19 protein-coding genes are annotated in these 21,753 nt (G+C 67.6%); 5 read left to right on the top strand and 14 right to left on the bottom strand.

From position 1 onward, the window contains the following. Positions 1-206: 206 nt before the first annotated feature. Complete coding sequence (locus ACIUM1_RS05860) at positions 207-1,577, top strand: HNH endonuclease signature motif containing protein (protein ID WP_406816297.1); 1,371 nt, start codon at positions 207-209, stop codon at positions 1,575-1,577. On the opposite strand, the gene ACIUM1_RS05865 is transcribed toward ACIUM1_RS05860, so the two are convergent. Together ACIUM1_RS05865 and ACIUM1_RS05870 are read right to left on the bottom strand one after the other, a co-directional pair. After that, positions 1,539-2,621 carry a dihydrodipicolinate reductase gene (locus ACIUM1_RS05865; protein ID WP_406816298.1) on the bottom strand — a complete coding sequence of 361 codons (1,083 nt, stop codon included), beginning with the start codon at positions 2,619-2,621 and terminating at the stop codon, positions 1,539-1,541. The genes ACIUM1_RS05860 and ACIUM1_RS05865 overlap by 39 nt on opposite strands. Beyond that, positions 2,618-3,625, bottom strand: coding sequence for a Rieske 2Fe-2S domain-containing protein (locus tag ACIUM1_RS05870; RefSeq protein ID WP_406816299.1), 1,008 nt, complete (start codon positions 3,623-3,625; stop codon positions 2,618-2,620). The genes ACIUM1_RS05865 and ACIUM1_RS05870 overlap by 4 nt, the downstream gene beginning before the upstream one ends. Positions 3,626-3,745: 120 nt before the next feature. Here ACIUM1_RS05870 and ACIUM1_RS05875 point away from each other — a divergent pair, with 120 nt between their 5' ends. Together ACIUM1_RS05875 and ACIUM1_RS05880 are read left to right on the top strand one after the other, a co-directional pair. Beyond that, positions 3,746-4,396 carry a TetR/AcrR family transcriptional regulator gene (locus tag ACIUM1_RS05875; protein ID WP_406816300.1) on the top strand — a complete coding sequence of 217 codons (651 nt, stop codon included), beginning with the start codon at positions 3,746-3,748 and terminating at the stop codon, positions 4,394-4,396. Positions 4,397-4,452: 56 nt separating this feature from the next. Beyond that, positions 4,453-4,902 (top strand): GNAT family N-acetyltransferase, encoded by a 450-nt coding sequence (locus ACIUM1_RS05880; protein ID WP_406817553.1) that lies wholly within the window; start codon positions 4,453-4,455, stop codon positions 4,900-4,902. Here ACIUM1_RS05880 and ACIUM1_RS05885 read toward each other — a convergent pair. The 5 genes from ACIUM1_RS05885 to ACIUM1_RS05905 form a co-directional block, all read right to left on the bottom strand. Beyond that, complete coding sequence (locus ACIUM1_RS05885) at positions 4,889-5,965, bottom strand: PDR/VanB family oxidoreductase (protein ID WP_406816301.1); 1,077 nt, start codon at positions 5,963-5,965, stop codon at positions 4,889-4,891. The two genes, ACIUM1_RS05880 and ACIUM1_RS05885, sit on opposite strands and share 14 nt — an antisense overlap. 10 nt (positions 5,966-5,975) lie before the next feature. Further along, positions 5,976-7,757, bottom strand: coding sequence for an SDR family oxidoreductase (locus tag ACIUM1_RS05890; protein WP_406816302.1), 1,782 nt, complete (start codon positions 7,755-7,757; stop codon positions 5,976-5,978). After that, the gene (locus ACIUM1_RS05895; protein ID WP_406816303.1) at positions 7,757-8,668 is read right to left on the bottom strand and encodes a metal-dependent hydrolase; all 912 of its coding nucleotides are present in this window, start codon (positions 8,666-8,668) and stop codon (positions 7,757-7,759) included. Before ACIUM1_RS05895 ends, ACIUM1_RS05890 begins: the two co-directional genes overlap by 1 nt. 120 nt (positions 8,669-8,788) lie before the next feature. After that, a complete protein-coding gene (locus ACIUM1_RS05900; protein WP_406816304.1) occupies positions 8,789-10,252 on the bottom strand; it encodes a flavin-containing monooxygenase in 1,464 nt (487 codons plus the stop codon). A gap of 24 nt (positions 10,253-10,276) precedes the next feature. Next, positions 10,277-10,738 (bottom strand): SRPBCC family protein, encoded by a 462-nt coding sequence (locus ACIUM1_RS05905; protein ID WP_406816305.1) that lies wholly within the window; start codon positions 10,736-10,738, stop codon positions 10,277-10,279. Positions 10,739-10,828: 90 nt separating this feature from the next. On the opposite strand from ACIUM1_RS05905, the gene ald reads away from it, so the two are divergent. Next, positions 10,829-11,944 (top strand): alanine dehydrogenase, encoded by a 1,116-nt coding sequence (ald, locus tag ACIUM1_RS05910; protein ID WP_406816306.1) that lies wholly within the window; start codon positions 10,829-10,831, stop codon positions 11,942-11,944. A 12-nt stretch (positions 11,945-11,956) separates the two neighbouring features. On the opposite strand, the gene ACIUM1_RS05915 is transcribed toward ald, so the two are convergent. The 5 genes from ACIUM1_RS05915 to ACIUM1_RS05935 all read right to left on the bottom strand — a co-directional run bounded on the left by ACIUM1_RS05915 (position 11,957) and on the right by ACIUM1_RS05935 (position 18,377). Further along, a complete protein-coding gene (locus ACIUM1_RS05915; protein WP_406816307.1) occupies positions 11,957-12,982 on the bottom strand; it encodes a nitronate monooxygenase in 1,026 nt (341 codons plus the stop codon). Between the two features lie 61 nt (positions 12,983-13,043). Further along, positions 13,044-14,426, bottom strand: coding sequence for a M16 family metallopeptidase (locus tag ACIUM1_RS05920; protein WP_406816308.1), 1,383 nt, complete (start codon positions 14,424-14,426; stop codon positions 13,044-13,046). Next, positions 14,404-16,671, bottom strand: a complete 2,268-nt coding sequence (locus ACIUM1_RS05925) for a polyribonucleotide nucleotidyltransferase (RefSeq protein ID WP_406816309.1) — start codon at positions 16,669-16,671, stop codon at positions 14,404-14,406. The genes ACIUM1_RS05920 and ACIUM1_RS05925 overlap by 23 nt, the downstream gene beginning before the upstream one ends. Positions 16,672-17,039: 368 nt before the next feature. Next, on the bottom strand, positions 17,040-17,309 hold the full coding sequence (rpsO, locus tag ACIUM1_RS05930) for a 30S ribosomal protein S15 (RefSeq protein ID WP_007775081.1): 270 nt from the start codon (positions 17,307-17,309) through the stop codon (positions 17,040-17,042). A 96-nt stretch (positions 17,310-17,405) separates the two neighbouring features. After that, the gene (locus ACIUM1_RS05935) at positions 17,406-18,377 is read right to left on the bottom strand and encodes a bifunctional riboflavin kinase/FAD synthetase (RefSeq protein WP_406816310.1); all 972 of its coding nucleotides are present in this window, start codon (positions 18,375-18,377) and stop codon (positions 17,406-17,408) included. A 113-nt stretch (positions 18,378-18,490) separates the two neighbouring features. Here ACIUM1_RS05935 and mntR point away from each other — a divergent pair, with 113 nt between their 5' ends. Continuing rightward, positions 18,491-19,195, top strand: a complete 705-nt coding sequence (mntR, locus tag ACIUM1_RS05940) for a manganese-binding transcriptional regulator MntR (protein ID WP_406816311.1) — start codon at positions 18,491-18,493, stop codon at positions 19,193-19,195. Positions 19,196-19,206: 11 nt separating this feature from the next. Here the strand turns inward: mntR and ACIUM1_RS05945 are convergent, their stop codons facing one another. Together ACIUM1_RS05945 and ACIUM1_RS05950 are read right to left on the bottom strand one after the other, a co-directional pair. Then, positions 19,207-20,469 (bottom strand): acyl-CoA dehydrogenase family protein, encoded by a 1,263-nt coding sequence (locus ACIUM1_RS05945; RefSeq protein WP_406816312.1) that lies wholly within the window; start codon positions 20,467-20,469, stop codon positions 19,207-19,209. A 7-nt stretch (positions 20,470-20,476) separates the two neighbouring features. Further along, positions 20,477-21,667, bottom strand: a complete 1,191-nt coding sequence (locus ACIUM1_RS05950) for a lipid-transfer protein (RefSeq protein ID WP_406817554.1) — start codon at positions 21,665-21,667, stop codon at positions 20,477-20,479. Between the last annotated feature and the right edge of the window lie 86 nt (positions 21,668-21,753).

A 21,753-nucleotide genomic window follows, 5' to 3' on the forward strand; every position in this document is an offset into this window, starting at 1 on the left:
ATGCCCGCGTCAAGCCAATCCTGGCGTGGCCCGTTGCGCGGCAACCCGTTTCGTGACCCTGCCGTCAGCTTCGCGGTGCGAGTCGCGGTGCACGACGGGACCGCATGAGTCACCCTAGCCGGGGGGTGTTCTCCACAGTTCGCGGTTTATGCACAGCTGCGGCGCGATCCTTCCCGCTTGTCGTCCTGGAGACATAAAATTCGAACATGCATTCGATCGAGGTTCCGGAGGACGTGTCCGCCGCCCTGGCTGCCCAGGACGCCGCCGACGCGGCGCTGCGCGGCCTCAACTTCGATGCGCTGAGCCCCGCGATCCGGCTGCACGTGCTCGAACGGGTGGAGACCTCGCGCCGGCGACAGATTGCGCTGAGCCACGACGTCATCGCCGGTTTGGCGGCGGAGGATCCCGCCGACATAGGCGGCCCGGTGCACAAGGTCGTCGCCGACTATCTGCGGATCAGCTACGCGGAGGCGTGCCGTCGGCTGCGCGACGCCAAGGAGTTGTCTGCACGCCTGACCCTCACCGGCGCGGAGCTGCCGCCCCAGCTTCCGGCCACGGCCGTGGCCTGGCGCGAGGGGGTGCTCGACGGTCAGCACCTGCGGGTGATTCAGACGTTTGTCCGCGACCTCCCGGACTCCGTACCGGCTGCCACCGCGCAGGACGCGGAGCGATTCCTGGCCGGGCAGGCGCGGACGTTGCGTCCGGACCAGTTGCAGAGGCTCGCGCACCAGTGCGCGCTGCGGATCAACCCCGACGGAAAGTTCTCCGACGCCGACCGGGCACGCCAGCGTGGCTTCACCTGGTGCGGCCAACGCCCCGACGGGATGAGCGTCGCGAAACTGGTCGCCTCGCCCGAGCTGCGCGCCAACCTCGACGCCTGGCTGTCGCGGTTCGCGGCTCCCGGAGTGTGCAATCCAGACGACCAAACACCCTGCATCGCAGGCGAACCCGGCGACGATCAGGTGCGCACCGATATGCGCAGCCCCGCGCAGCGCCAGCATGACGCACTCAACGCCCTGGTGCGCGGTCAGCTCGGCGATCCGAAACTCGGCCAACACAACGGATTACCGGTCACGGTCATCGTGTCGACGACGCTGCAGGAACTGACGTCGGGCACCGGGCGCGCGGTGACCGGAGGCGGAACGCTGCTGCCGATGCGCGATGTGATCCGGATGGCCCGCCACGCCTACCACTATCTCGCCGTCTTCGACGAGCACACCGCTCGCCCACTGTATCTCGGCCGGTCCCGGCGCATTGCCACCCCGGATCAGCGCATCGTGTTGTACGCGCACGACCGCGGTTGCACCCACCCCGGCTGCGACACACCCGGCTACTGGTGCCAGGTGCACCACGCCGACGAGTGGGCGCGCGGCGGCACGACTGACGCCGACAACCTCACCTTCGCCTGCGTGCCGCACCACAAACTGGCCGAAAAGGGATGGCGGACAGGGAAAACAGTCCGGGGCCGCACCGAGTGGATCCCGCCGCCGCCATTAGACCGCGGCGCGCGCACCAACGACTTTCACCACCCCGAACGCCTACTTCCGGAACCGCCCGGCGAATCCGCGCAGCGGTAGGTCTGCGCTGGTGATGAGTCCCGGCGGCGCCGCCACTACCGACTTGATCGAGGCCAGCGCGGGCATGCCGGTGACGGTCATGCCGATCGAGGCGAAGTTGTCCGGGTTGGACAGGTCGACGCCGGGCTTGGGGAAGATCATGTGCTTGTTGTAGATACAGGGATCGCCCTTGATCTGAGTGATGTAGCAGCCCTTGATGTTCCAGCTGGGCTCGGTGTGCGGGGTCATCTGCCATTCCAGGTGCGTCTCGACCCGCGGCACGCCGTCGACCATGCCCTGGTACTTGATGTAGTTACCACCCAGCGAACCCTTCGGCAGGGTATACCAGCCCAGGTCGACGTCCTTGGTGCACGCGCCCAGCTCGTAGCTGAACTTCACCTCGTCGAGCCGCAGGTCGAAGCAGTCGGCCATCATGTACACGCTGTCGGCGAAGACGCGGGTGTACTTCTCGAGCTTCGCGGGGATTTCGGGGTCGTCGACCGGCTGGCCGTAACCCACCTCGATCCAGGTGTCCTTGGAGTGGTGGCACGACACGTCAACCGACTCGATGGTCGTGACGTTCTCGATGTCGGCGACGTCGGCCGAGCACACCACGCCCAGGATCTGGTTCAGCCCCGGGTTCATCCCGGTACCGTAAAACGTGGCGCCGCCCTTTTCACACGCCTCGGCCAACAGCTGGCTGACCGGCTTGCCGGACGGGTGCGGGTGGTTGTTGTCGCGGTGCCAGCCGGTGATCCAGTCGGCGGTGGTGACGATATTGATCCCCGCCTCAAGAACTTTGACGTAAAGGTCCTCGTCGGGGAACACCCCGTGGAACGTCAGCACGTCCGGCTTGGCGGCGATGATCTCTTCGACCGTCCCGGTGAACGCGACGCCATTGGGTGCCAGCCCGGCGAACTCGCCGGTGTCCTTGCCGACCTTCTCCGGCGAATAGCAGTGCACGCCGATGAGTTCGATGTCGGGCTGAGTGGCGATCCGCTTGATCATCTCCGAGCCGACGTTTCCGCTTCCGACCTGAAAGACGCGAACCGGTGCTGTACTCATTGGCTTATGCCTTCCTGCGATGCGACCGCCTCGGGGTAGAACTGCTTGGCCCACTTGCGGATTGCGGTGAAGCCTTCGTACTCGTCGGTTGCCAACGCCGGTGGATCCGAATAGCGCTGGTGCCGCCAGATCTCGATATCCTGCTCGAACTGGCGGATGACTTCACGCCCGAATTCGCCCGCCTTGGCGGCGGCGCGGTCCGCATTTTTGTGCGGTGTCTTGCCGATGTAGACCATGAAGCGCACGTCGGAGGTGAACTCGTCGACCGGCGTGATCGCGGAGATGGTGCGGTTGTCGATCATGCCCCAGCTCTTGGTCACCGCGATGCCCAGTCCGCCGTTGATGGCCTGCACGCCGCTGTTCACGTCCTCGATTTTCTGGCCGTCGTCGCCTTCGAAGGTGATGGTGAAATCGACGTAGGACACCGGCTCGGCGAAGTCGTGGCGGGTGAACACCGGAACGATCGGGGTGTTGTGCACGTACTTGAAGTGCGCGAAGTCCACCCCGTTCTCCAGCACGTATTGCGGGTGCATTTCCAGGGTTTCGCGGTACAGCCGCTGCTGCGGGTAGTAGTCGTCGGCGCTGCTGCCGTCCTCGAACCCGGCGAACACGTCCGGCGCGTCGAAATAGGGTTCACGACGGTCCAGGTCGTGCCAGATGTACACCGACGCGTTGCGCTCGACCACCGGGTAGGTGCGAATGCGGCGGCCGCGATTGGGCCGATCCTGGTAGGGGATGCAGACATTGCGACCTTCCCGGCTCCACTGCCAGCCGTGGAACGGGCACTGCAGCACCTCGCCGACGACCTTGCCGCCGTATCCCAGGTGCGCGCCCAGGTGCTCGCAATAGGCGTTCATCACCGTGAGCTCGCCGGATTCGGCGCGCCAGGCGACCATCTCGTGGTCGAAGTACTTCATCTTGCGCACGTCGCCGACGCCGATCTCGTCGGACCAGGCGACCTGGAACCAGCCGGTCGGTTTCATCGACAACGGTGGCTTAGCCATCGAGCCCTGCCATGTGAGCTGCCCTCCTCGGGTACGAATGATAGGCCGCGCAGCGCCGTAATCAAAGTACCCTCTATGAAACTCTTCGTCCGGCGCCACCCCAGTGGATAAGATCGGCAAATGACCCGTCAGAGCAGCGCAGCCGGCATCGCGGGCCGGCGCCCGAATCGGCGGGGCCACGCGACTCGGGAAAGCATGCTCGAGGCGGCGTTGCGCTCGCTGGCCTCCGGCGAGCCGGGCTCGGTATCGGCCAACCGCATCGCCAAGGACATCGGCGCCACCTGGGGCGCCGTGCAGTACCAGTTCGGTGACACCGACGGGTTCTGGGCCGCCGTCCTGCACCGCACCGCCGAACGGCGCGCCGCGACGTTCTCCACGCTGTCGACACCGATCTCGCCGGACGCGCCGCTGCGTGAGCGCGTCGGCGCCATCATCGAGACCCTCTACCGCGGCCTGGCGTCCGCGGATTCACGTGCGATCGAAAACCTGCGGGCGGCGCTGCCGCGCGATCCCGACGAGCTCGAGCGGCTCTACCCGCGCACGGCCGCCGAGCTGTTTTCCTGGGGCAAAAGCTGGCTGGAGACCTGCCAGCACGCGTTCGCCGGTCTGGCCGTCGATCCGGATCGGGTCCGCGAGGTCGCGGCCCTGATCCCCGGCGCGATGCGCGGCCTGGTCTCGGAGCGTCAGCTGGGTTCCTACGCCGACCTCGACATGGCGCGCCGCGGGCTGACCAACGCCCTGGCCGCATACCTGGAGCAGTCCCGGCCGTGACGGCCGACGTCACCCTCCGCGAGGCCACGCCAACCGATTTCGCCGAGGTGGCCGAGATGCACTATCGGGTGTGGCGGCAATCCTGGTCCGGCGTGCTACCGGCCGAAGTACTCGACGTGCTCACGTCGCCGAAGCGCTGGGCCGTGCTGCTCTATCCGCGAGACCTCAGCCGGCCGGGATGGCGGATGTGGGTCGCCGAGGCCGGCGGGCAGCTCCGCGGCATGACGATCTTCGGGCCGGATCCGGACGACCCGAATCGACTCGAGCTCGACGCGCTCTACATTTCGCAGGCAAGCCAACGGCATGGCGTCGGCGGCCTGCTGCTCGCGAAGGCCCTGAACGCCGACCCGCGCGGCGACGTCGTGTTGTGGTGCGCAAAAGCCAACGGCGTGGCGCGAAGCTTCTATGAAAAGAACGACTTTCACCCCGATGGACGCACCCTGGATTGGGAGCCGGTGCCCGGCATCAAGGTGCCGCACCTGGGCTATCGCCTCAGGCGTCGATGACGAGCCGCCCGCCGTCGGCACGTGAGACACACACCAGCATGCCGTCGTCGCCCGGCGTGGCCCGGCCACGGTGATCGACTTGTCCGGCAAGCACTTTGACCCTGCACGTCCCGCAGAATCCCTGCCGGCACGAATAGGGGGTGGTCGGGTCGTGATCGAGCATGACCTCGAGCGCGGTCCGATTCGCCGGTACCGCGAGCACCTGCCGTGATCGCGCGAGCTCCAACTCGAACGGAACCCCGTCGACGACGGGCGCCGGGCTGAACCGCTCGTAATGCAATGGCGCCCCGGCATGTTCATTGCGGGCTATGCGGACGGCCTCCAGCATCGCGCTGGGCCCGCATACGTAGACGGCCGTCGCCGGTCCCGCACCATCCAGCAGCTCGGCCACGGTGGCGAAGCGGCCGCGCTCGTCGTCGGCCCACACCGTCACCCGATCCGGCCCCAGCGACAACACCTCGTCAAGCAGCGGCATGTACTCGCGGCTGCGGCCGGTATAGATTGCGCGCCAACCGATGCCGCGCTGCGCGGCCACTTGGATCATCGGCAGGATCGGTGTCACCCCGATGCCGCCGATGACAAATAACACGTCCGCCTCCGCGGTGCCGAGGTAGAACGCATTGCGCGGGCCTTCGAACTGCAGCGTGTCGCCGACGCCGAAAGCCTCATGCATCTCGATGGATCCGCCTGCGCCGTCGGCGATCCGGCGCACGGCGATGCGGTAGTCGGTGCGACGCCCGGGCGCACCGCACAGCGAGTACTGCCGGCGCCGGCCCGAGGGCAACAGGACGTCGATGTGACCGCCCGGCGTCCAGGACGGAAGCAACCCGCCGTCGGGATCGGCCAGCGTCAACGCGACGACGTCCGGCGCGACCATCTCACGCTTGGTCACCACCGCGGTCAGCTTGCGCTGCACCGGCTTCACCCGCGACGGCGTCCACCGTGACACCGTGGCGAAGCCCTCGAACACCGCACGGACCCCCCACAGCAACGACCCGAAGCGGTCGTGGTCCCGCCGTCCGTACAGGTCGGCGGGTCTGCTGGCCCAAATGCTCTCCGGCACCAAACTGCCCCTACTTCTGCCGAATGTCCAAGCGGGCGAACAACCGAATCATCCCCGGGCTGATGCGCCGCATCGCGTATCCGATCCGCGACTCCGCGGCGATCGGCAAGACGGCCGGCGCGGTCTGCACGGACTTGACGATCGCCTTAGCGGTCGCTTCCGGGGTGAAGTTGCGGCGTCGGTAAGCGGCGTCGGCCTTGCCGCGTGCCCGCTCCTGCTGGTCCGCGCTCATCCCGGCGTAGATGGTGTTCTTCGCGATGTTGGTGTTGACGAATCCCGGGCACACCGCCGTGACGCTGATCCCCTCGTCGGCGAAGTCGGCGCGCAACGATTCGCTCAGCGCCAGCACGGCCGCCTTGGTGGTGCTGTAGGCGACCATGGATTTCGACGGCAGGTACGCCGACGCCGAGGCCACGTTGATGATCGTGCCGCCCTCGCCGCGCTCGACCATCTGCGCCCCGAATGCCCTGCTGCCCGAGATGACACCGCGGACGTTGACGCCCATGATGTCGTCCCAATTCGCCGAGCTCGTCTCCAGGAACCGGCCGGCCATCCCGATGCCGGCATTGTTCACCAGGATGTCAACCACGCCGTGTTCGTTGCGCACCTGCGCCGCAAGCTCATTCATGGCGGCCTCGTCGCTGACGTCGACCTGGTAGACGGCGGCGTCGGCGCACGCGGCGCGGACAGCGTCGGCGGTGTCGCTGGCGGCCGCCCGATCACGATCGACGAGCACGACCTTGCGGGCGCCGTGCCGGGCCAGCTCCACCGCCGTGGCCCGGCCGATTCCGGCGCCGGCGCCGGTGACCAGCGCGAGTTTGCCGCGCACCTCACGCCGCTTGCCGCGCACCTCGGCCGTCCCGGGGCGCGGCGCGCCGGCGAGGTTGCGGTCGACCCACTCGGTGGTCAGCCGGACGATGACGTCCGGACGTGAGGTCACCACCCAGTGCCCACCCTCGATCTCGATCACCCTGCCGCCGTTGGGAATCGCGCCGGTGAACCGTTGCAGCGCGGGTGTGACGAAGATGTCGCGGCGTGGCACCAGAGTCTGCACGGCGACCGTGGTCTCGGGAAGCCGCCGTCCCGGGGCCAGCATCGGCGCCGGCATGTTCTGCCGGTACAGGTTGAGCCCGTACACGTAGTCGGTGACAGAGCGCAGGGTATCGTGGCGCTGGCTGCGTATGCTCGTCCGGCCGATACGCTCAAGTGCCTCAATGACTTTCACACCGATTCCGGAGCGGAACAACAGTTCCGGCACGAGCGGGCACAAGAAAAAGGCGATGTAGCCCGACGAGATCAGTTGCCTGATCACCTGGGCTACGGCTCGTGGCGTGCGTGCCGAGCGCAGAAACGCGCCGGCGTAGTTCAGGTGCGGGCCCGAGATAGAGGTGAAGGAAGCGACTTTACCCATCACCGAGTCGTCGGTAACCGCCGCCCAGGCCTGGATCGAACCCCAGTCGTGGGCCACCAGGTGCACCCCCCCGACACCCAGGCTGTCGATCACCGCCTCGATGTCGGAGACCAGCTGAGCGAAGAGGTATCCGGATCTCTTTGGGGGACGGGTTGATTCACCGGCGCCGCGCACGTCGTAGGCGACGACGTTGTAGGGCTTGCCGGTCAACTCCCGGGCTACGCCGTCCCAGACGTGATGGTTATCCGGAAAGCCGTGAATTGCCAGGATGGTTGGCCGCGCCGGGTCGATGTCGGTGTACCGGTGCACGGCCAGCGTGACGCCGTCGCTGGCCGTGATGGTCGATGTGGTGGTCGATGTGGTGGTCGATGTGGTGGTCATCAGTGCGAGGCGCGCGCGGCGGGTGAGACGGCCAGGTAGTCGACGGCCAGGTCCAGGCCACCGAGCTGCGAGGGGTGAAAGCCCGGCCGGTAATAGTTGCCGATCGCCCGGATGAAGCGCAGCGGCCCGGGCACCAAGCCGCGGCGCGCGGCCGAAAAGTAGTCCCGCCAGCGCGGTTTGGCTCGCGGCGGTAGCTGGGGATCCAGCGAGTACATGAACCGCACGCCGCGGATCCAGAGCAGCAGCATGGCAGGCGTCACGACGAGCTGGGCGCGCACCTGCCGCCAGTAGCCGGCCTGCAGGTGCTTCATGGTGTCGAAGGCCACCGCCTTGTGCTCGACCTCTTCGGCGCCGTGCCAGCGCAGCATGTCCAGCATCACCGGATCGGTGCCGATCGCGTCGTGGGCTGGCGAGTCGAGGATCCACTCCCCCAGGATGGCGGTGTAGTGCTCGATCGCGGACACGATCGACACCTGCTCGAGCAGCCAGCTCTGCCGGCGGCGCTCGCTCCAGTAAGGCCGGGGCCCGAGCAGCTTGTCGAACAGCCACTTGATCTGGCGGGTATACGGGGTCAGGTCGATGCCGCGGGCGGCGAAATGCGCCAGCACATTCGCGTGCGCCTGCGAATGCACGGCCTCCTGACCGATGAAGCCCTGGACGTCCAGCCGCAGCTGGTCGTCCTTGATCAGCGGCAGCGTCTGCTTGAACACCTCGACGAAGAACTCTTCCCCGGCGGGCAGCAGCAGGTGCAGCACGTTGAGGACGTGGGTGGCAAACGGCTCACCGGGCACGTAGTGGAACGGCAGCTGCGCCCAGTCGAAGTCCACATCGCGGGCCTCGAGCACCAGACGCTCACGATCCAGCGAGGCGTCATGTGGACCCGCTGCCTGGTTGTCGACGGTCAGCATCATGCCCCCTACCTCTGCGTTCAGCCCCGATCACGGTGTTGGGGTGGGCGTCGCGCGTCCCCAAGTATAGGTACGCCCCACAGTTATGCGAAACCGCCGGTACTGGGTTCTTGCCGCTCGCCCTCAGCCGGCCGGGGCGTGGCGGCGCAGGTGATACTGACCGGGGTCGGGGTTCGCCAGCATCCGGCGATGTTCGGCCGGCGTCAGGGGCCACACCTCGGGCACGCCGTCCTTGTTGAGGTACCAGCTGTTACACCCGGTGGTCCATACGGTGTCCGGCATCGCGGCGCGCAGCTTCGCGTTGAAACGCTCGGTGGCAGCGGCCGTCGGCTCGACCGTGTCGAATTCGCGGCGTTGCCAGCGCTCGATCCAGCCCACAATGTGGTCGGCCTGCGATTCGGCCACGGTCGTCAGCGCCAGATTCCCCACCGGGCTGTGTGGCCCCAGCATCATGAAGAAGTTGGGAAAGCCGGACATCGCGACGGTTTGGTAGGCCCGCGGCCCGTCCCGCCAGACGTCGTTGGCGCGGATGCCGTCGCGGCCGATCAGCTCCATCGGCCGGAAGAATGCGTGGGTGTCAAATCCGGTGGCAAGCACGATGACGTCGACGTCATGCAGGACGCCGTCGGCGGTGACGATGCCGCGCCGTTCCACATGGTCGATGCTCGCCGTCACCAGTTCGACGTCGTCGCGCTGCATCGCGCGGTAAAAACCGTTCGACATCACCAAGCGTTTGCAGGCCGGCGTGTAATCCGGAGTCAGGGACCGGCGCAACTCGGGATCGCGGATCTCCCAAAGGCTGGCGCGGCACAGCGCCGCCATGAGCTTCCGGCGCAGGCCCGGCTTGGTCAGCCCCACCGCGAAGTAGTCGTATCCGAGGCTGTAGATGCGGTACGCCAACTTATCCAGCCACGGCATCGCCCGCCGGGTGAAGCCGGTGAGCCCGCTGTAGCGTGGGTTCGCCAGCCGCAGCACCCACTGCGCGGTGCGCTGGAACAACGCGACGTGACCGGCCACCCCGGCCAGCCCGCACACCAGCTGCACCCCCGTCGACCCGTTGCCGACGATCGCGACGCGCCTCCCCCGCACGTCGACTTTGTGATCCCAGCGCGCCGAGTGAAAGACCTTGCCGCCGAATTGATCCAAGCCGGGGATGGAAGGCAGGCGTGGGTGATGCAGCACGCCAGTGGCCGAGATCAAAAAGTCGACCGTCGATTCCGCACCGGCGGCGGTGCGCAGCACCCAGCGGCCGTCGTCGAAACGCGCATGGGAGACCTCGGTGCCGAACCGGATCCGGTCCCGCAGCCCGAAGCGGTCGGCGACATCCCGGAAGTAGGCCTGGATCTCACCACCCGGTGAGAACAGGTGCGACCAGTCCGGGTTCCTGGCGAAGCTGTACTGGTAGATGCGCGAGGGGACGTCGCAGACCAGGCCAGGATAGGTGTTGTCCCGCCAGGTGCCGCCCACCTCGTAGGCCTTCTCGTAGATGGTCACGTCGTTAATACCGTTGCGCAGCAAGGCAATTGCGACACACAGGCCCGACATACCGGCTCCGATGACGGCTACGGCGGGATCGCGTCGCGTCATTGGAGGACTCCCGGACGTACTCGGCTACTCGGTCTCGGCGCGCTGCTTGAGGCGCTGCAGGGTCAGCCGGATATGCTCGGTATTGGCGGCCACCCGGTCGCTGACACCGGTGGCCTTGCCGGCGACCTTGCGGAACCACCCGGGCCTGCGGTCCCAGGTGCTTTCGGTGACCTCACATCCGCCGTCGGCCGCGACGATGTCGTATTGCCAGCGGGCGACCGGAAAGACGGTGTGGCTGACGTCGAATGCAAAGCGGCGGCCCGGTTCCGCATCCGTGACCGTGCACTTGGTGCTCCAGCGCCGGCTGCCGCTGCGGTTGTGGCCGGTGAACACCGCGCCCGGGCTTGCCGCGCTGCCTTTGCGCCACTCCATCGCGACCGCCTCCTCGGCCAATTCGGCCAGCGTGGGCAGGTCGGTGATGAGCCGATACACCACGTCGGGCCGGGCAACGATGTGCACGGTCGCCTGCACGCACGGGTCGGTCATCCGCCGATCATAGCCAGCAAACAACCAGGCTTTGCGGCTCCCGCAAACTTTCTTCACACTTGAACATGAACCGGCAATCAAGGGGCGATCATGCGAGTCGGCGTACCTACCGAAACCAAGACCAACGAGTTTCGGGTGGCCATCACCCCCGCCGGTGTCGCCGAGCTGACCGGCCGCGGCCACGACGTGCTGGTGCAGGCCGGAGCCGGCGAGGGCTCGGCGATCAGCGACGCGGAGTTCAAGGCGGCCGGCGCGCAGCTGGCCGATACGGCCGAACAGGTCTGGGCCGACGCCGACCTGTTGCTCAAGGTCAAAGAACCGGTACCGGCCGAGTATGACCTGTTGCGGCGCAACCAGATCCTGTTCACCTACCTGCATCTGGCCGCGTCGCGTTCCTGCACCGAAGCGCTGCTGGCATCCGGGACGACGTCGATCGCCTACGAGACGGTCCAGACCGCCGACGGCACGCTGCCGCTGCTGGCCCCGATGAGCGAGGTCGCCGGCCGGCTGTCCGCGCAGGTGGGGGCCTACCACCTGATGCGCACCCACGGTGGGCGCGGCGTGCTGATGGGCGGTGTACCGGGCGTCAAACCGGCCGACGTCGTGGTGGTGGGGGCGGGGACGGCGGGCTACAACGCGGCCCGGGTGGCCGGCGGCATGGGGGCGTCGGTCACGGTTCTCGACGTCAACATCAACAAGCTTCGGCTGCTCGACGCGGAGTTCGGCGGCCGGGTGCGCACCCGCTACTCGTCGGCCTACGACCTGGAGCGCACCGTCAAGCGCGCCGACCTGGTCATCGGCGCCGTGCTGCTGCCCGGTGCGAAGGCACCCAATCTGATTTCGAATTCTCTTGTCGCGCAGATGAAATCGGGTGCGGTCTTGGTGGACATCTCGATCGACCAGGGCGGTTGCTTCGAGGACTCCCGGCCCACCACGCATGATGACCCCACCTTCGCGGTGCACGACACCCTGTTCTACTGCGTGGCGAACATGCCCAGTGCGGTGCCCAAGACGTCGACGGTGGCGCTGACGAATGCGACCATGCCGTACGTGCTCGCGCTCGCCGACCACGGTTGGCAGGCGGCGTGTCGATCGGATCATGCTCTGGCCAAAGGTCTTTCGACGCATGAGGGCGCCCTGCTGTCCGAACAGGTGGCCACCGACCTCGGCCTGCCGTTCACCGGCCCGGCCACCGTGCTGGGCTGACCGGTGTCCGCGCTAGCTGGTGGCCGCGAGACTGGCGATGATGTCGGCCGCGGGGCCGGCGCACGCATTCTTGAACGACGTCCCGGCCCATAGCGGTATCCCGTTGGGATCCTCGATGGCGGCGGCGGCTTCCCGGATCGGTGAGGTCATCTGGTTGACCTCGGGGTAGCCCAGCGGCGCGACGTGATCGAGCGTGCGGGTGAAGTCGTTTTCCAGACCGCGCGCGTAGCGGCCCGAGAACGCCCGCGTCACAACGGTGGTGGCGAATAGCGGGTTCTTCAGGGCGACGCGGTGCGCCGAGTTGGTGCCCGCCTCGTCGGCGAGCAGTAGCGCGGTGCCGACCTGGGCCGCCACCGCGCCCCTGCGCAGGGCAGCCCCGACCTCGTCGGCGGTGCCCAACCCGCCCGCCGCGACGATCGGGACGTCATGCGCGTGGCGGATGCGGTCGATGAGCTGATGCAGCGACTCGTTGGCGGGCTCCATGTCCGGCGCGAAGGTGCCGCGGTGCCCGCCGGCGGCGGGCCCCTGGACCACCAGGCTGTCCGCGCCGGCCGCGACGGCGATCCCCGCCTCGTAGGCCGACGTCACGGTGACCATCACCAGCAGTCCCAGCGCGCCCAGCCGCCCGATCACGTCCGGCGGCGGCACGCCGAAAGTGAAGGACACCAGCTCGGGGCGCACGTCGGCCACCACCTCGAGCTTCTGCTCCCACTCGTCGTCGTCACCGTGCCGCGGGTGGCCGACCTCGACCTGGTAGTGCTCGGCGATCTCTTCGAGTTCGGCGGCGTAGTAGTGCAGGGCCACCCAGTCCGCGACGCTGGGTTGGGGCACAAACAGGTTCACCCCGAGCGGGCCGGTGGTGGCCTTGCGCGCCGCGGCGATATCGGCGGCGAGTTGTTCGGCGCTGCGGTGCCCGCCGGGGACGAAACCGAGCCCACCCGCATTGGACACCGCCGCGGCCAAGGCGGGGGTCCCGGGCCCGCCAGCCATGGGTGCGCCCACGATGGGCACCATGATGTCCCAGAAGCCCAGTACCATTCAGCTACTCCGCCGACGGCGAGCGCCGGCACGGCGCGAGTGTGGGGGCGGACATGTGGGGCTACTTTACCATCGCCCGAAGTTGTTGGGGCAGTGACCGTTTGGAGGCGTATGGGCCCAGAACCGCGGCGCCGTAGCGCTGGCCGAGCAGCCGGTGGGCCACCGCGTTGACCTCCTCGACGGTCACCTGATCGATCTGCCGCAGAGTGTGCTCGATGCTGCGGTGTTTGCCGTAGTTGAGCTCGCTGCGACCCAGCCGGCTCATCCGCGAGCTGGAGTCTTCCAGACCGAGCACCAGACCGCCGCGCAACGACCCCTTGGCGATGCGGCATTCCGACTCGGTGATGCCGTCGCGCGCCACCGAGCCGAGCACGTCGCTGGTCACCCCCATCACCTCGGCGAAGCGTTCCGGCTGGCAGGCGGCGTACACCGACAGCGCGCCGCTGTCGGCGAAGACATCCACGGTCGAGTAGACCGAATAGGCCAGCCCGCGCAGCTCCCGAACCTGCTGGAACAACCGGGAGCTCAGGCCGCCGCCCAACGCGGTGTTCAGCACCGCCAGCGCCCAGCGATGCTGCCAGCCCCGCCCGGGCGTGCGGACACCCAACGACACGTGCGCCTGCTCGGCGTCCCGGTTGCCCAACAGCAGAGCGGGGCGGCCGACGACCCGTCCGGCACCCTTGCGCGGCGCTATGGGCTCGCGCCCGCGGACCAGATGCGGCCCGAAGTGCTCGCGCACCAGCGCGACCACCTCGTCATGGTCGACATTGCCGGCCACCGCCACCACCATCCGTTCCGGCGTATAGCGCCGGACGTGAAACGAATGCAGCTGGTTTCGCGTCATCGACGCCACCGACTGCGCGGTGCCGATGACGGGGCGGCCCACCGGATGATCACCGAACAGCGCGCTCAGGAACATGTCGCCGAGCGCGTCCTCGGGGTCGTCGTCGCGCATCGCGATCTCTTCGAGGACCACGTCGCGTTCCAGCTCGACGTCGCTGGCCGCACAGCACCCGTTGAGCACCACGTCGGCGACCAGATCGACGGCCAGCGCCAGATCGCTGTCGAGCACATGCGCGTAGTAGCAGGTGTGCTCCTTGGCGGTGAACGCGTTCAGCTCTCCCCCGACGGCGTCCATCGCCTGCGCGATGTCCACCGCGGTGCGGCTGGGGGTCGACTTGAACAGCAGATGCTCGAGGAAGTGCGCGGCCCCGGCCACTGTCGCACCTTCGTCGCGCGAGCCGACCCCGACCCAGACGCCGACCGACGCCGAACGCACCGAGGGCAGGTATTCGGTGACCACCCGCAGGCCGCCCGGCAGCGTGGTGCGCCGCAGCGCGGCCCGGGGTGCCGACTCCGCCTCAGCGGCCTTGCCCCGGCGCAGCTCGCCGGCCCGACCGGGACGCGTCCCGGTCGACGAGTCAGCTGTTCGCCGTTGCGGCATCGGCAGGGGCGGCCGCCGGAGCGTCGGCGGGAGCCGAGTTGTCTTCCTCCACCAGAACCAGCGAGATCTTGCCGCGCTTGTCGATGTCGGCAATCTCGACGCGCAGCTTGTCGCCGACGTTCACCACGTCCTCGACCTTGGCGATCCGCTTGCCCTTGCCGAGCTTGGAGATGTGCACCAGGCCGTCACGCCCGGGCAGCAACGACACGAACGCACCGAAATCCGTTGTCTTGACCACCGTTCCGAGGAACCGTTCGCCGACCGTCGGCAGCTGCGGGTTCGCGATGGCGTTGATCCGGTCGATCGCGGCCTGCGCCGAGGGTCCGTCGGTGGCGCCGACGAACACGGTGCCGTCGTCCTCGATGGAGATCTGCGCGCCGGTTTCCTCGGTGATGCCGTTGATCACCTTGCCCTTGGGCCCGATGACCTCGCCGATCTTGTCCACCGGAACCTTGATGGTGGTGACCCGCGGGGCGTAGGGGCTCATCTCGTCGGGGCGGTCGATGGCCTCGGCCATCACCTCGAGGATGGTCAGCCGCGCATCCTTGGCCTGCTCCAGCGCGCCGGCCAGCACCTGCGACGGAATGCCGTCGAGCTTGGTGTCCAGCTGCAGCGCGGTGACGAAGTCCTTGGTGCCGGCGCACTTGAAGTCCATGTCGCCGAACGCGTCCTCGGCGCCCAGGATGTCGGTCAGGGTGACGAACCGGCGCTCGGTCTTGCCGTCCACCTCGACGTCATCGGAGACCAGGCCCATCGCGATGCCGGCCACCGGCGCCTTCAGCGGCACACCGGCGTTGAGCAGCGACAAGGTGGACGCGCACACCGAACCCATCGATGTCGAGCCGTTGGAGCCCAGCGCCTCGGACACCTGGCGGATGGCGTAGGGAAACTCCTCGACGCCCGGCAGCACCGGGATCAGGGCACGCTCGGCCAGCGCGCCGTGCCCGATCTCACGCCGCTTGGGCGAACCCACGCGGCCGGTCTCGCCGGTGGAGAACGGCGGGAAGTTGTAGTGATGCATATAGCGCTTGGTGGTCTCGGGTCCCAGCGAGTCGATCTGCTGAGCCATCTTGACCATGTCGAGCGTGGTGACACCCAGGATCTGGGTCTCACCGCGCTGGAACAGCGCGCTGCCGTGCGCCCGCGGCACCACGGCGACCTCGGCCGACAACGCGCGGATGTCGGTGATGCCGCGGCCGTCGATGCGGAAGTGGTCGGTGAGGATGCGTTGCCGCACCAGCTTCTTGGTCAGCGCCCGGAACGCGGCGCTGACCTCCTTCTCGCGGCCCTCGTAGGTCTCGGCCAGGCGCCCCAGCACCTCGGCCTTCAGCTCGTCGGTGCGGGCGTCGCGCTCGGCCTTGCTGCCAATGGTCAGCGCCTTGGCCAGCTCGTCGGTGGCCACCGAGGCCACCGCGTAGTAGACGTCGTCGCCGTAGTCGGGGAACACCGGGTACTCGCCGGTGGGCTTCGCCGCAGCGTCGGCCAGCTCCTGCTGCGCGGTGCACAGCACCGCGATGAACGGCTTGGCGGCCTCGAGCCCTTCGGCCACAACGGTTTCCGTCGGCGCCGGGGCACCGCCCTCGACGAGCTCGATGACCTTGTCGGTCGCCTCGGCCTCGACCATCATGATCGCGACGTCGGGACCATCGGAGCCCTCGACCTTGCGGCCCGCGACGACCATGTCGAACACGGCCCGCTCGAGCTGCTCGACGGTCGGGAACGCCACCCAGGTGCCGTCGATGAGCGCGACTCGCACGCCACCGATGGGACCGGAGAACGGCAGGCCGCCCAGCTGGGTGGAGGCCGACGCGGCGTTGATCGCCAGCACGTCGTACAGGTCGTTGGGGTCCAGGCTCAGGATGGTGACGACCACCTGGATTTCGTTGCGCAGCCCGGAGACGAACGACGGGCGCAGCGGCCGGTCGATGAGCCGGCAGGTCAAGATCGCGTCGGTGGAGGGACGGCCCTCGCGACGGAAGAACGAACCGGGGATGCGACCGGCGGCATACATCCGCTCCTCGACATCGACGGTCAACGGGAAGAAGTCGAAGTGCTCCTTGGGGCTCTTGCTGGCGGTGGTCGCCGACAACAGCATGTTTTCGTCATCGAGGTATGCGACCACGGCGCCAGCTGCCTGCTGGGCCAACCGGCCGGTCTCGAAACGGATGGTGCGGGTGCCGAAGCTCCCGTTGTCGATGGTGGCGGTCGCCTCGAACACGCCCTCTTCAATTTCAGCGACAGACATGGACGTCCGTACGGCCTCTCTTGTATTCAGCTTTTTCGCGTGTCCACGCGCGAACCGCAGACCTGACGGCCACGGGTCACCCGCGGGAGGCGCTGAGTCTGAATACGGCTACGGCCATCGATCGAAGCGGCCGACCTGCCCCAGATCCGGAGAGCCCGGCAGCCACTACCGAAGACCGCCCGATGCAGACTGGGCTGCTCCCTCGAACGTTGCGTAGTGACACGCTGGAACGGCACACGCGGATCTGCGTGACCGCACCGTTTGCTCGGGCCGAACCGGCCCAGAACGTCCTCACTCTACACGGGCGATCTCTGCCCGCCATATCGCTCGGAGTTTGCGGGGCCGCTAACGGCCCCGGGGGGCGTGCGTCAGCGACGCAGGCCCAGCCGCTCGACCAGCGAGCGGTACCGCTCGACATCGATCTGCGCGACGTACTTGAGCAGCCGGCGCCGGCGTCCGACCAGCAGCAGCAGCCCGCGCCGCGAGTGGTGGTCGTGCTTGTGCACCTTGAGGTGCTCGGTCAGGTCGGCGATCCGCTTGGTCAGCAGCGCGACCTGCGCCTCGGGGGAACCGGTGTCGGTGCCATGCAGGCCGTAGTTGCCCAGGATCTCTTTTTTCTGCTCGGCTGTCAGCGCCACGAACTATCTCCATCAATCGGTCCGCGAAAGGTGAATGTTGAGGCGCGGCCACCGCGAACCGCAGCACGCGCCGATGTCGTCCGGCAGTTTAGCAGCTCATTCGGTGAGCAGCTGGCGCGCCTTCTCGGTGTCCTTGCCCATCGCGGCGACGAGTTCCTTGACCGAGTCGAACTTGTGCTGGCCGCGGATGCGGGCAACGAAATCCAGGGCGACATGCTGGCCATAGAGGTCGGCGGTGGTGTCCAGGACGAACGCCTCGACGGTGCGGGTGCGCCCCGAGAAGGTCGGGTTGGTGCCGACGGACACCGCCGCCTGGTAGCGCTCACCGGGCACGACGGTGCCGGTGGCCGGGCCGTGCCCGAGCACGGTGAACCAGGCGGCGTACACGCCGTCGGCGGGGATGGCCGAATACATCGGCGGCGCCACGTTGGCCGTCGGGTAACCCAACTCGACGCCACGTCCGTGGCCGCGGACCACCACACCTTCGACGCGGTGCGGGCGGCCCAGCGCCTCGGTGGCCGCCACCATGTCACCGGCGTCCACGCAGGACCGGATGTAGGTGGACGAGAACGTCACGGTCTCGTTGCTGTGATGCTCGGACAGCAGCGACATCGACTCGACCGAGAAGCCGAACCGGTCACCCGCCTTGCGCAGGGTGTCGACGGTGCCGGCCGCCTTCTTGCCGAAGGTGAAGTTCTCCCCTACCACGACTTCGACCACGTGCAGGTTCTCCACCAGTAGCTCGTGCACGTAGCGCTCCGGAGTGAGCTTCATGAAGTCGGTGGTGAAGGGCATGACCAGGAAGACGTCGACGCCCAGCTCCTCGACCAGCTCCGCGCGCCGGGTCAGCGTCGTCAGCTGCGCCGGATGGCTGCCGGGATACACCACTTCCATCGGATGCGGGTCGAACGTCATCAGCACCGTGGGGACGTTGCGGGCCCGCGCCGCCTTCACCGCGTGGTTGATCAGCTCGGCGTGACCGCGATGCACACCATCGAACACACCGATGGTGAGCACACACCTGCCCCAGTCCGTGGGTATCTCGTCTTGGCCGCGCCACCGCTGCACGCCCGCAAGCCTACGGCGCTCAATGGTCCGCCGGGAGATGCGGAGCGGCAAAGTCTCGCGATGGTGTCGGGGAACACGCCGGATCAGGCCTGGGTTGCCTAAACTCTGTCGTTGTGAGGGCTGACGAAGAGCGTGGCGGTATCACCGCGGTCGGCCAGGACTACCTCAAGGTCATCTGGAATGCCCAGGAGTGGTCCCCCAAAGACGCGCCGCAGAAGGTCAGCACCAAGATGCTGGCCGAAAAGATCGGGGTGTCGGCCAGCACGGCCTCGGAGTCCATCCGCAAACTCGCCGAGCAGGGCCTCGTCGACCACGAGAAATACGGTGCCGTGACGCTGACCGAGGCGGGGCGACGGGCGGCGCTGGAGATGGTGCGCAGGCACCGGCTGCTGGAGACGTTTCTGGTCAACGAGCTCGGCTACGCCTGGGACGAGGTGCACGACGAGGCCGAGGTGCTCGAGCACGCGGTGTCCGATCGCCTGGTGGCGCGCATCGACGCGAAGCTGGGATTCCCGCGGCGCGACCCGCACGGTGACCCGATCCCGGCCTCGGACGGGCAAGTACCCACCCCGCCGGCCCGCCAGCTGTGGGCGTGCGACGACGGCGACACCGGGACGGTGGCGCGCATCTCCGACGCCGACCCCGAGATGCTGCGCTACTTCACCGACGTCGGCATCAATCTCGATTCGCGGCTGCGGGTGCTGACCCGACGCGAATTCGCCGGCATGATCTCCGTCGCGATCGACTCCGGCGACGGCGCCGAGACGACGGTCGACCTGGGCAGCCCCGCCGCCCGGGCGATCTGGGTGACGGCCTAGGTGCGTTTCGCTCAGTCGGCCAGCAGACCCTTGGCGATGTGGGTGACCTGAACCTCGTTGCTGCCCGCGTAGATCATCAACGACTTGGCGTCGCGGGCCAGCTGTTCGACCCGGTATTCGGCCATGTATCCATTGCCGCCGAACAGCTGCACGGCCTCCATCGCTACCTCGGTGGCCGCCTCTGAGGAGTACAGCTTGATGGCCGAGGCCTCGGCCAGCGTCAGCGGCTTACCGGCCTGCTGGCGCTCGATGGTGTGAAACACCATGTTCTGCACATTCATTCGGGCGATCTCCATCTTGGCCAGCTTGAGCTGGATCAGCTGGAATTGCCCGATGTTCTTGCCCCACAACGTCCGGCTCTTGGCGTAATCGATGCAGAGCCGGTGACATTCGTCGATGATGCCCAACGCCATCATCGCGATCCCGATCCGCTCGGCGGCGAAGTTGGCGCGGGCGCTGTCGCGGCCGTCGCCGTCGGTGTGCTGTTCGCTCTCGCCGAGCAGCCGGTCCGGGCTCAGCCGCACGTTGTCGAAGAACAGCTCGCCGGTTGGCGAGGACATCATGCCCATCTTCTTGAACGGCTTGCCCTGCGTCAGCCCCGGCATGCCGGCGTCGAGTACGAAGACCAGCACCGGCCGATTGCGCTTGTCGATCGAAGCGTCGCCCTCGTCGAGTTTCGCGTACACGACCAGCACGTCGGCGCAGGGCCCGTTGGTGATGAAGGTCTTCTGCCCGTTGAGGAGGTAATCCTCACCGTCGCGCTTGACGTAGGTCTTCATGCCGCCGAACGCGTCCGAGCCCGAGTCGGGCTCGGTAATGGCCCATGCCGCAATCTTTTCCAGCGTCATCAGCCCGGGCAGCCACCGCTCCTGCTGCGCCAGCGTCCCGCGGCTCATGATGGTCGCCGCGCCCAGGCCGAGGCTCACCGACGCCGTGCTGAGCAGACCGATGCTGACCCGGGCGATTTCGGATACCAGCACCGCGATCATCGATCCCTGCGCGCCGCCACCGAAACCGCCTGACGCGCCCGGCTTTTCATCGTCCTCTTCGCGAGTGGGGGTACCCTCGAGCTTGGCCCGCTCGCGGTCCAGCATCTTCTTGACCGACTCGGCGGCCATGGCGTCGAGGCCGAACTGGCTGAACAGCTTGCGCGCGATCGGATACGGCGACATTTCGCCGGTCTCCAGTTCGTCGATGTGCGGGCGGATCTCCTTATCGACGAACTGCCGAACGGCATCCCGGACCATCAGGTCGGTGTCGGACCACTCGATCATGGCGCCGTCAACGCTCGGCGCGCTGGTAGGCGGTGACGACGGCGGCGCCACCCAGCCCGATGTTGTGTTGCAGTGCGGCGCTGACGCCCTCGACCTGACGCTTGTCGGCCGTCCCGCGCAGCTGCCAGGTCAGCTCCGCGCACTGCGCCAAGCCGGTCGCGCCCAGCGGGTGGCCCTTGGAGATCAGGCCGCCGGACGGATTGACCACCCAGCGACCGCCGTAGGTGGTGTCGTTATTGTCGATCAGCTTGGGCGCCTCACCCGGACCGCACAGGCCCAGGGCCTCATACAGCAACAGCTCGTTGGCCGAGAAGCAGTCGTGCAGCTCGATCACCTGGAAGTCCTGCGGCCCAAGTCCGGACTGCTCGTAGACTTGTTGCGCGGCTTGCACATTCATGTCGTAGCCGATGAGGTTCTTCGCGCTTCCGTCGAACGTCGACGCGAAGTCGGTGGTCATGGCCTGCCCGACGATCTCGACCGCCTGGCCGGCCAGCCCGTGGGTGTCAACGAAGTCCTCCGAGGCCAGGATCGCCGCACCCGAACCGTCCGAGGTCGGCGAACACTGCAGCTTGGTCAGCGGGTCGGAGATCATCCGCGCCGCCAGGATGTCGTCGAGAGTGTAGGACTCCTGGAATTGGGCGAAGGGGTTGTTGACCGAGTGCTTGTGGTTCTTGTAGCCGATCTTGGCGAAATGCTCTGCGGTGCTGCCGTATTGCTTCATGTGTTCGCGTCCGGCGGCGCCGAACATCCACGGCGCGACGGGCATCGCGAACTCGTCGATGTCGGCCATCGCCTTGACGTGCTTGGCCATCGGCGATTCGCGGTCCTGGGCGCCGCCGCCCAGCGAACCGGGCTGCATCTTCTCGAAGCCGAGGGCGATCGCGCAGTCCACGAGGCCACCGCGGATGGCCTGCGCCGCCAGGAACAACGCCGTCGAGCCGGTCGAGCAGTTGTTGTTGACGTTCACGATCGGAATGCCGGTCATGCCCAGCTCGTAGAGCGCGCGCTGCCCGGAGGTGGAATCACCCGAGCAGTAGCCGACGTAGCCCTGCTGCACCTCGCGGTAGTCGATGCCGGCGTCGGCCAGGGCGTTGGTTCCCGATTCCCGGGCCATGTCGGGGTAATCCCAGCCCTCCCGGCGGCCCGGTTTCTCGAATTTCGTCATACCGACGCCGACGACATACACCTTGCTGGACATCTTGCTGGACATCTCGCTGGACATCGTTGTCCCCTTCCGAACCGTGGACGGTCTAGGCACTCAGTGTGCAACGCAGCCCAACCAAC

The organism is Mycobacterium sp. M23085, from assembly GCF_045343915.1.
Classification (GTDB): domain Bacteria; phylum Actinomycetota; class Actinomycetes; order Mycobacteriales; family Mycobacteriaceae; genus Mycobacterium.

Coding starts and splice junctions, on each gene's coding strand:
- ACIUM1_RS05925 (WP_406816309.1), bottom strand. CDS start 16,671: ATGTCTGTCGCTGAAATTGAAGAGGGCGTGTTCGAGGCGACCGCCACC.
- ald (WP_406816306.1), top strand. CDS start 10,829: ATGCGAGTCGGCGTACCTACCGAAACCAAGACCAACGAGTTTCGGGTG.
- ACIUM1_RS05880 (WP_406817553.1), top strand. CDS start 4,453: ATGCACTATCGGGTGTGGCGGCAATCCTGGTCCGGCGTGCTACCGGCC.
- ACIUM1_RS05905 (WP_406816305.1), bottom strand. CDS start 10,738: ATGACCGACCCGTGCGTGCAGGCGACCGTGCACATCGTTGCCCGGCCC.
- ACIUM1_RS05945 (WP_406816312.1), bottom strand. CDS start 20,469: ATGATCGAGTGGTCCGACACCGACCTGATGGTCCGGGATGCCGTTCGG.
- ACIUM1_RS05895 (WP_406816303.1), bottom strand. CDS start 8,668: ATGATGCTGACCGTCGACAACCAGGCAGCGGGTCCACATGACGCCTCG.
- ACIUM1_RS05920 (WP_406816308.1), bottom strand. CDS start 14,426: ATGCCGCAACGGCGAACAGCTGACTCGTCGACCGGGACGCGTCCCGGT.
- ACIUM1_RS05870 (WP_406816299.1), bottom strand. CDS start 3,625: ATGGCTAAGCCACCGTTGTCGATGAAACCGACCGGCTGGTTCCAGGTC.
- ACIUM1_RS05860 (WP_406816297.1), top strand. CDS start 207: ATGCATTCGATCGAGGTTCCGGAGGACGTGTCCGCCGCCCTGGCTGCC.
- ACIUM1_RS05900 (WP_406816304.1), bottom strand. CDS start 10,252: ATGACGCGACGCGATCCCGCCGTAGCCGTCATCGGAGCCGGTATGTCG.
- ACIUM1_RS05890 (WP_406816302.1), bottom strand. CDS start 7,757: ATGACCACCACATCGACCACCACATCGACCACCACATCGACCATCACG.
- ACIUM1_RS05875 (WP_406816300.1), top strand. CDS start 3,746: ATGACCCGTCAGAGCAGCGCAGCCGGCATCGCGGGCCGGCGCCCGAAT.
- ACIUM1_RS05865 (WP_406816298.1), bottom strand. CDS start 2,621: ATGAGTACAGCACCGGTTCGCGTCTTTCAGGTCGGAAGCGGAAACGTC.
- ACIUM1_RS05915 (WP_406816307.1), bottom strand. CDS start 12,982: ATGGTACTGGGCTTCTGGGACATCATGGTGCCCATCGTGGGCGCACCC.
- ACIUM1_RS05950 (WP_406817554.1), bottom strand. CDS start 21,667: ATGTCCAGCAAGGTGTATGTCGTCGGCGTCGGTATGACGAAATTCGAG.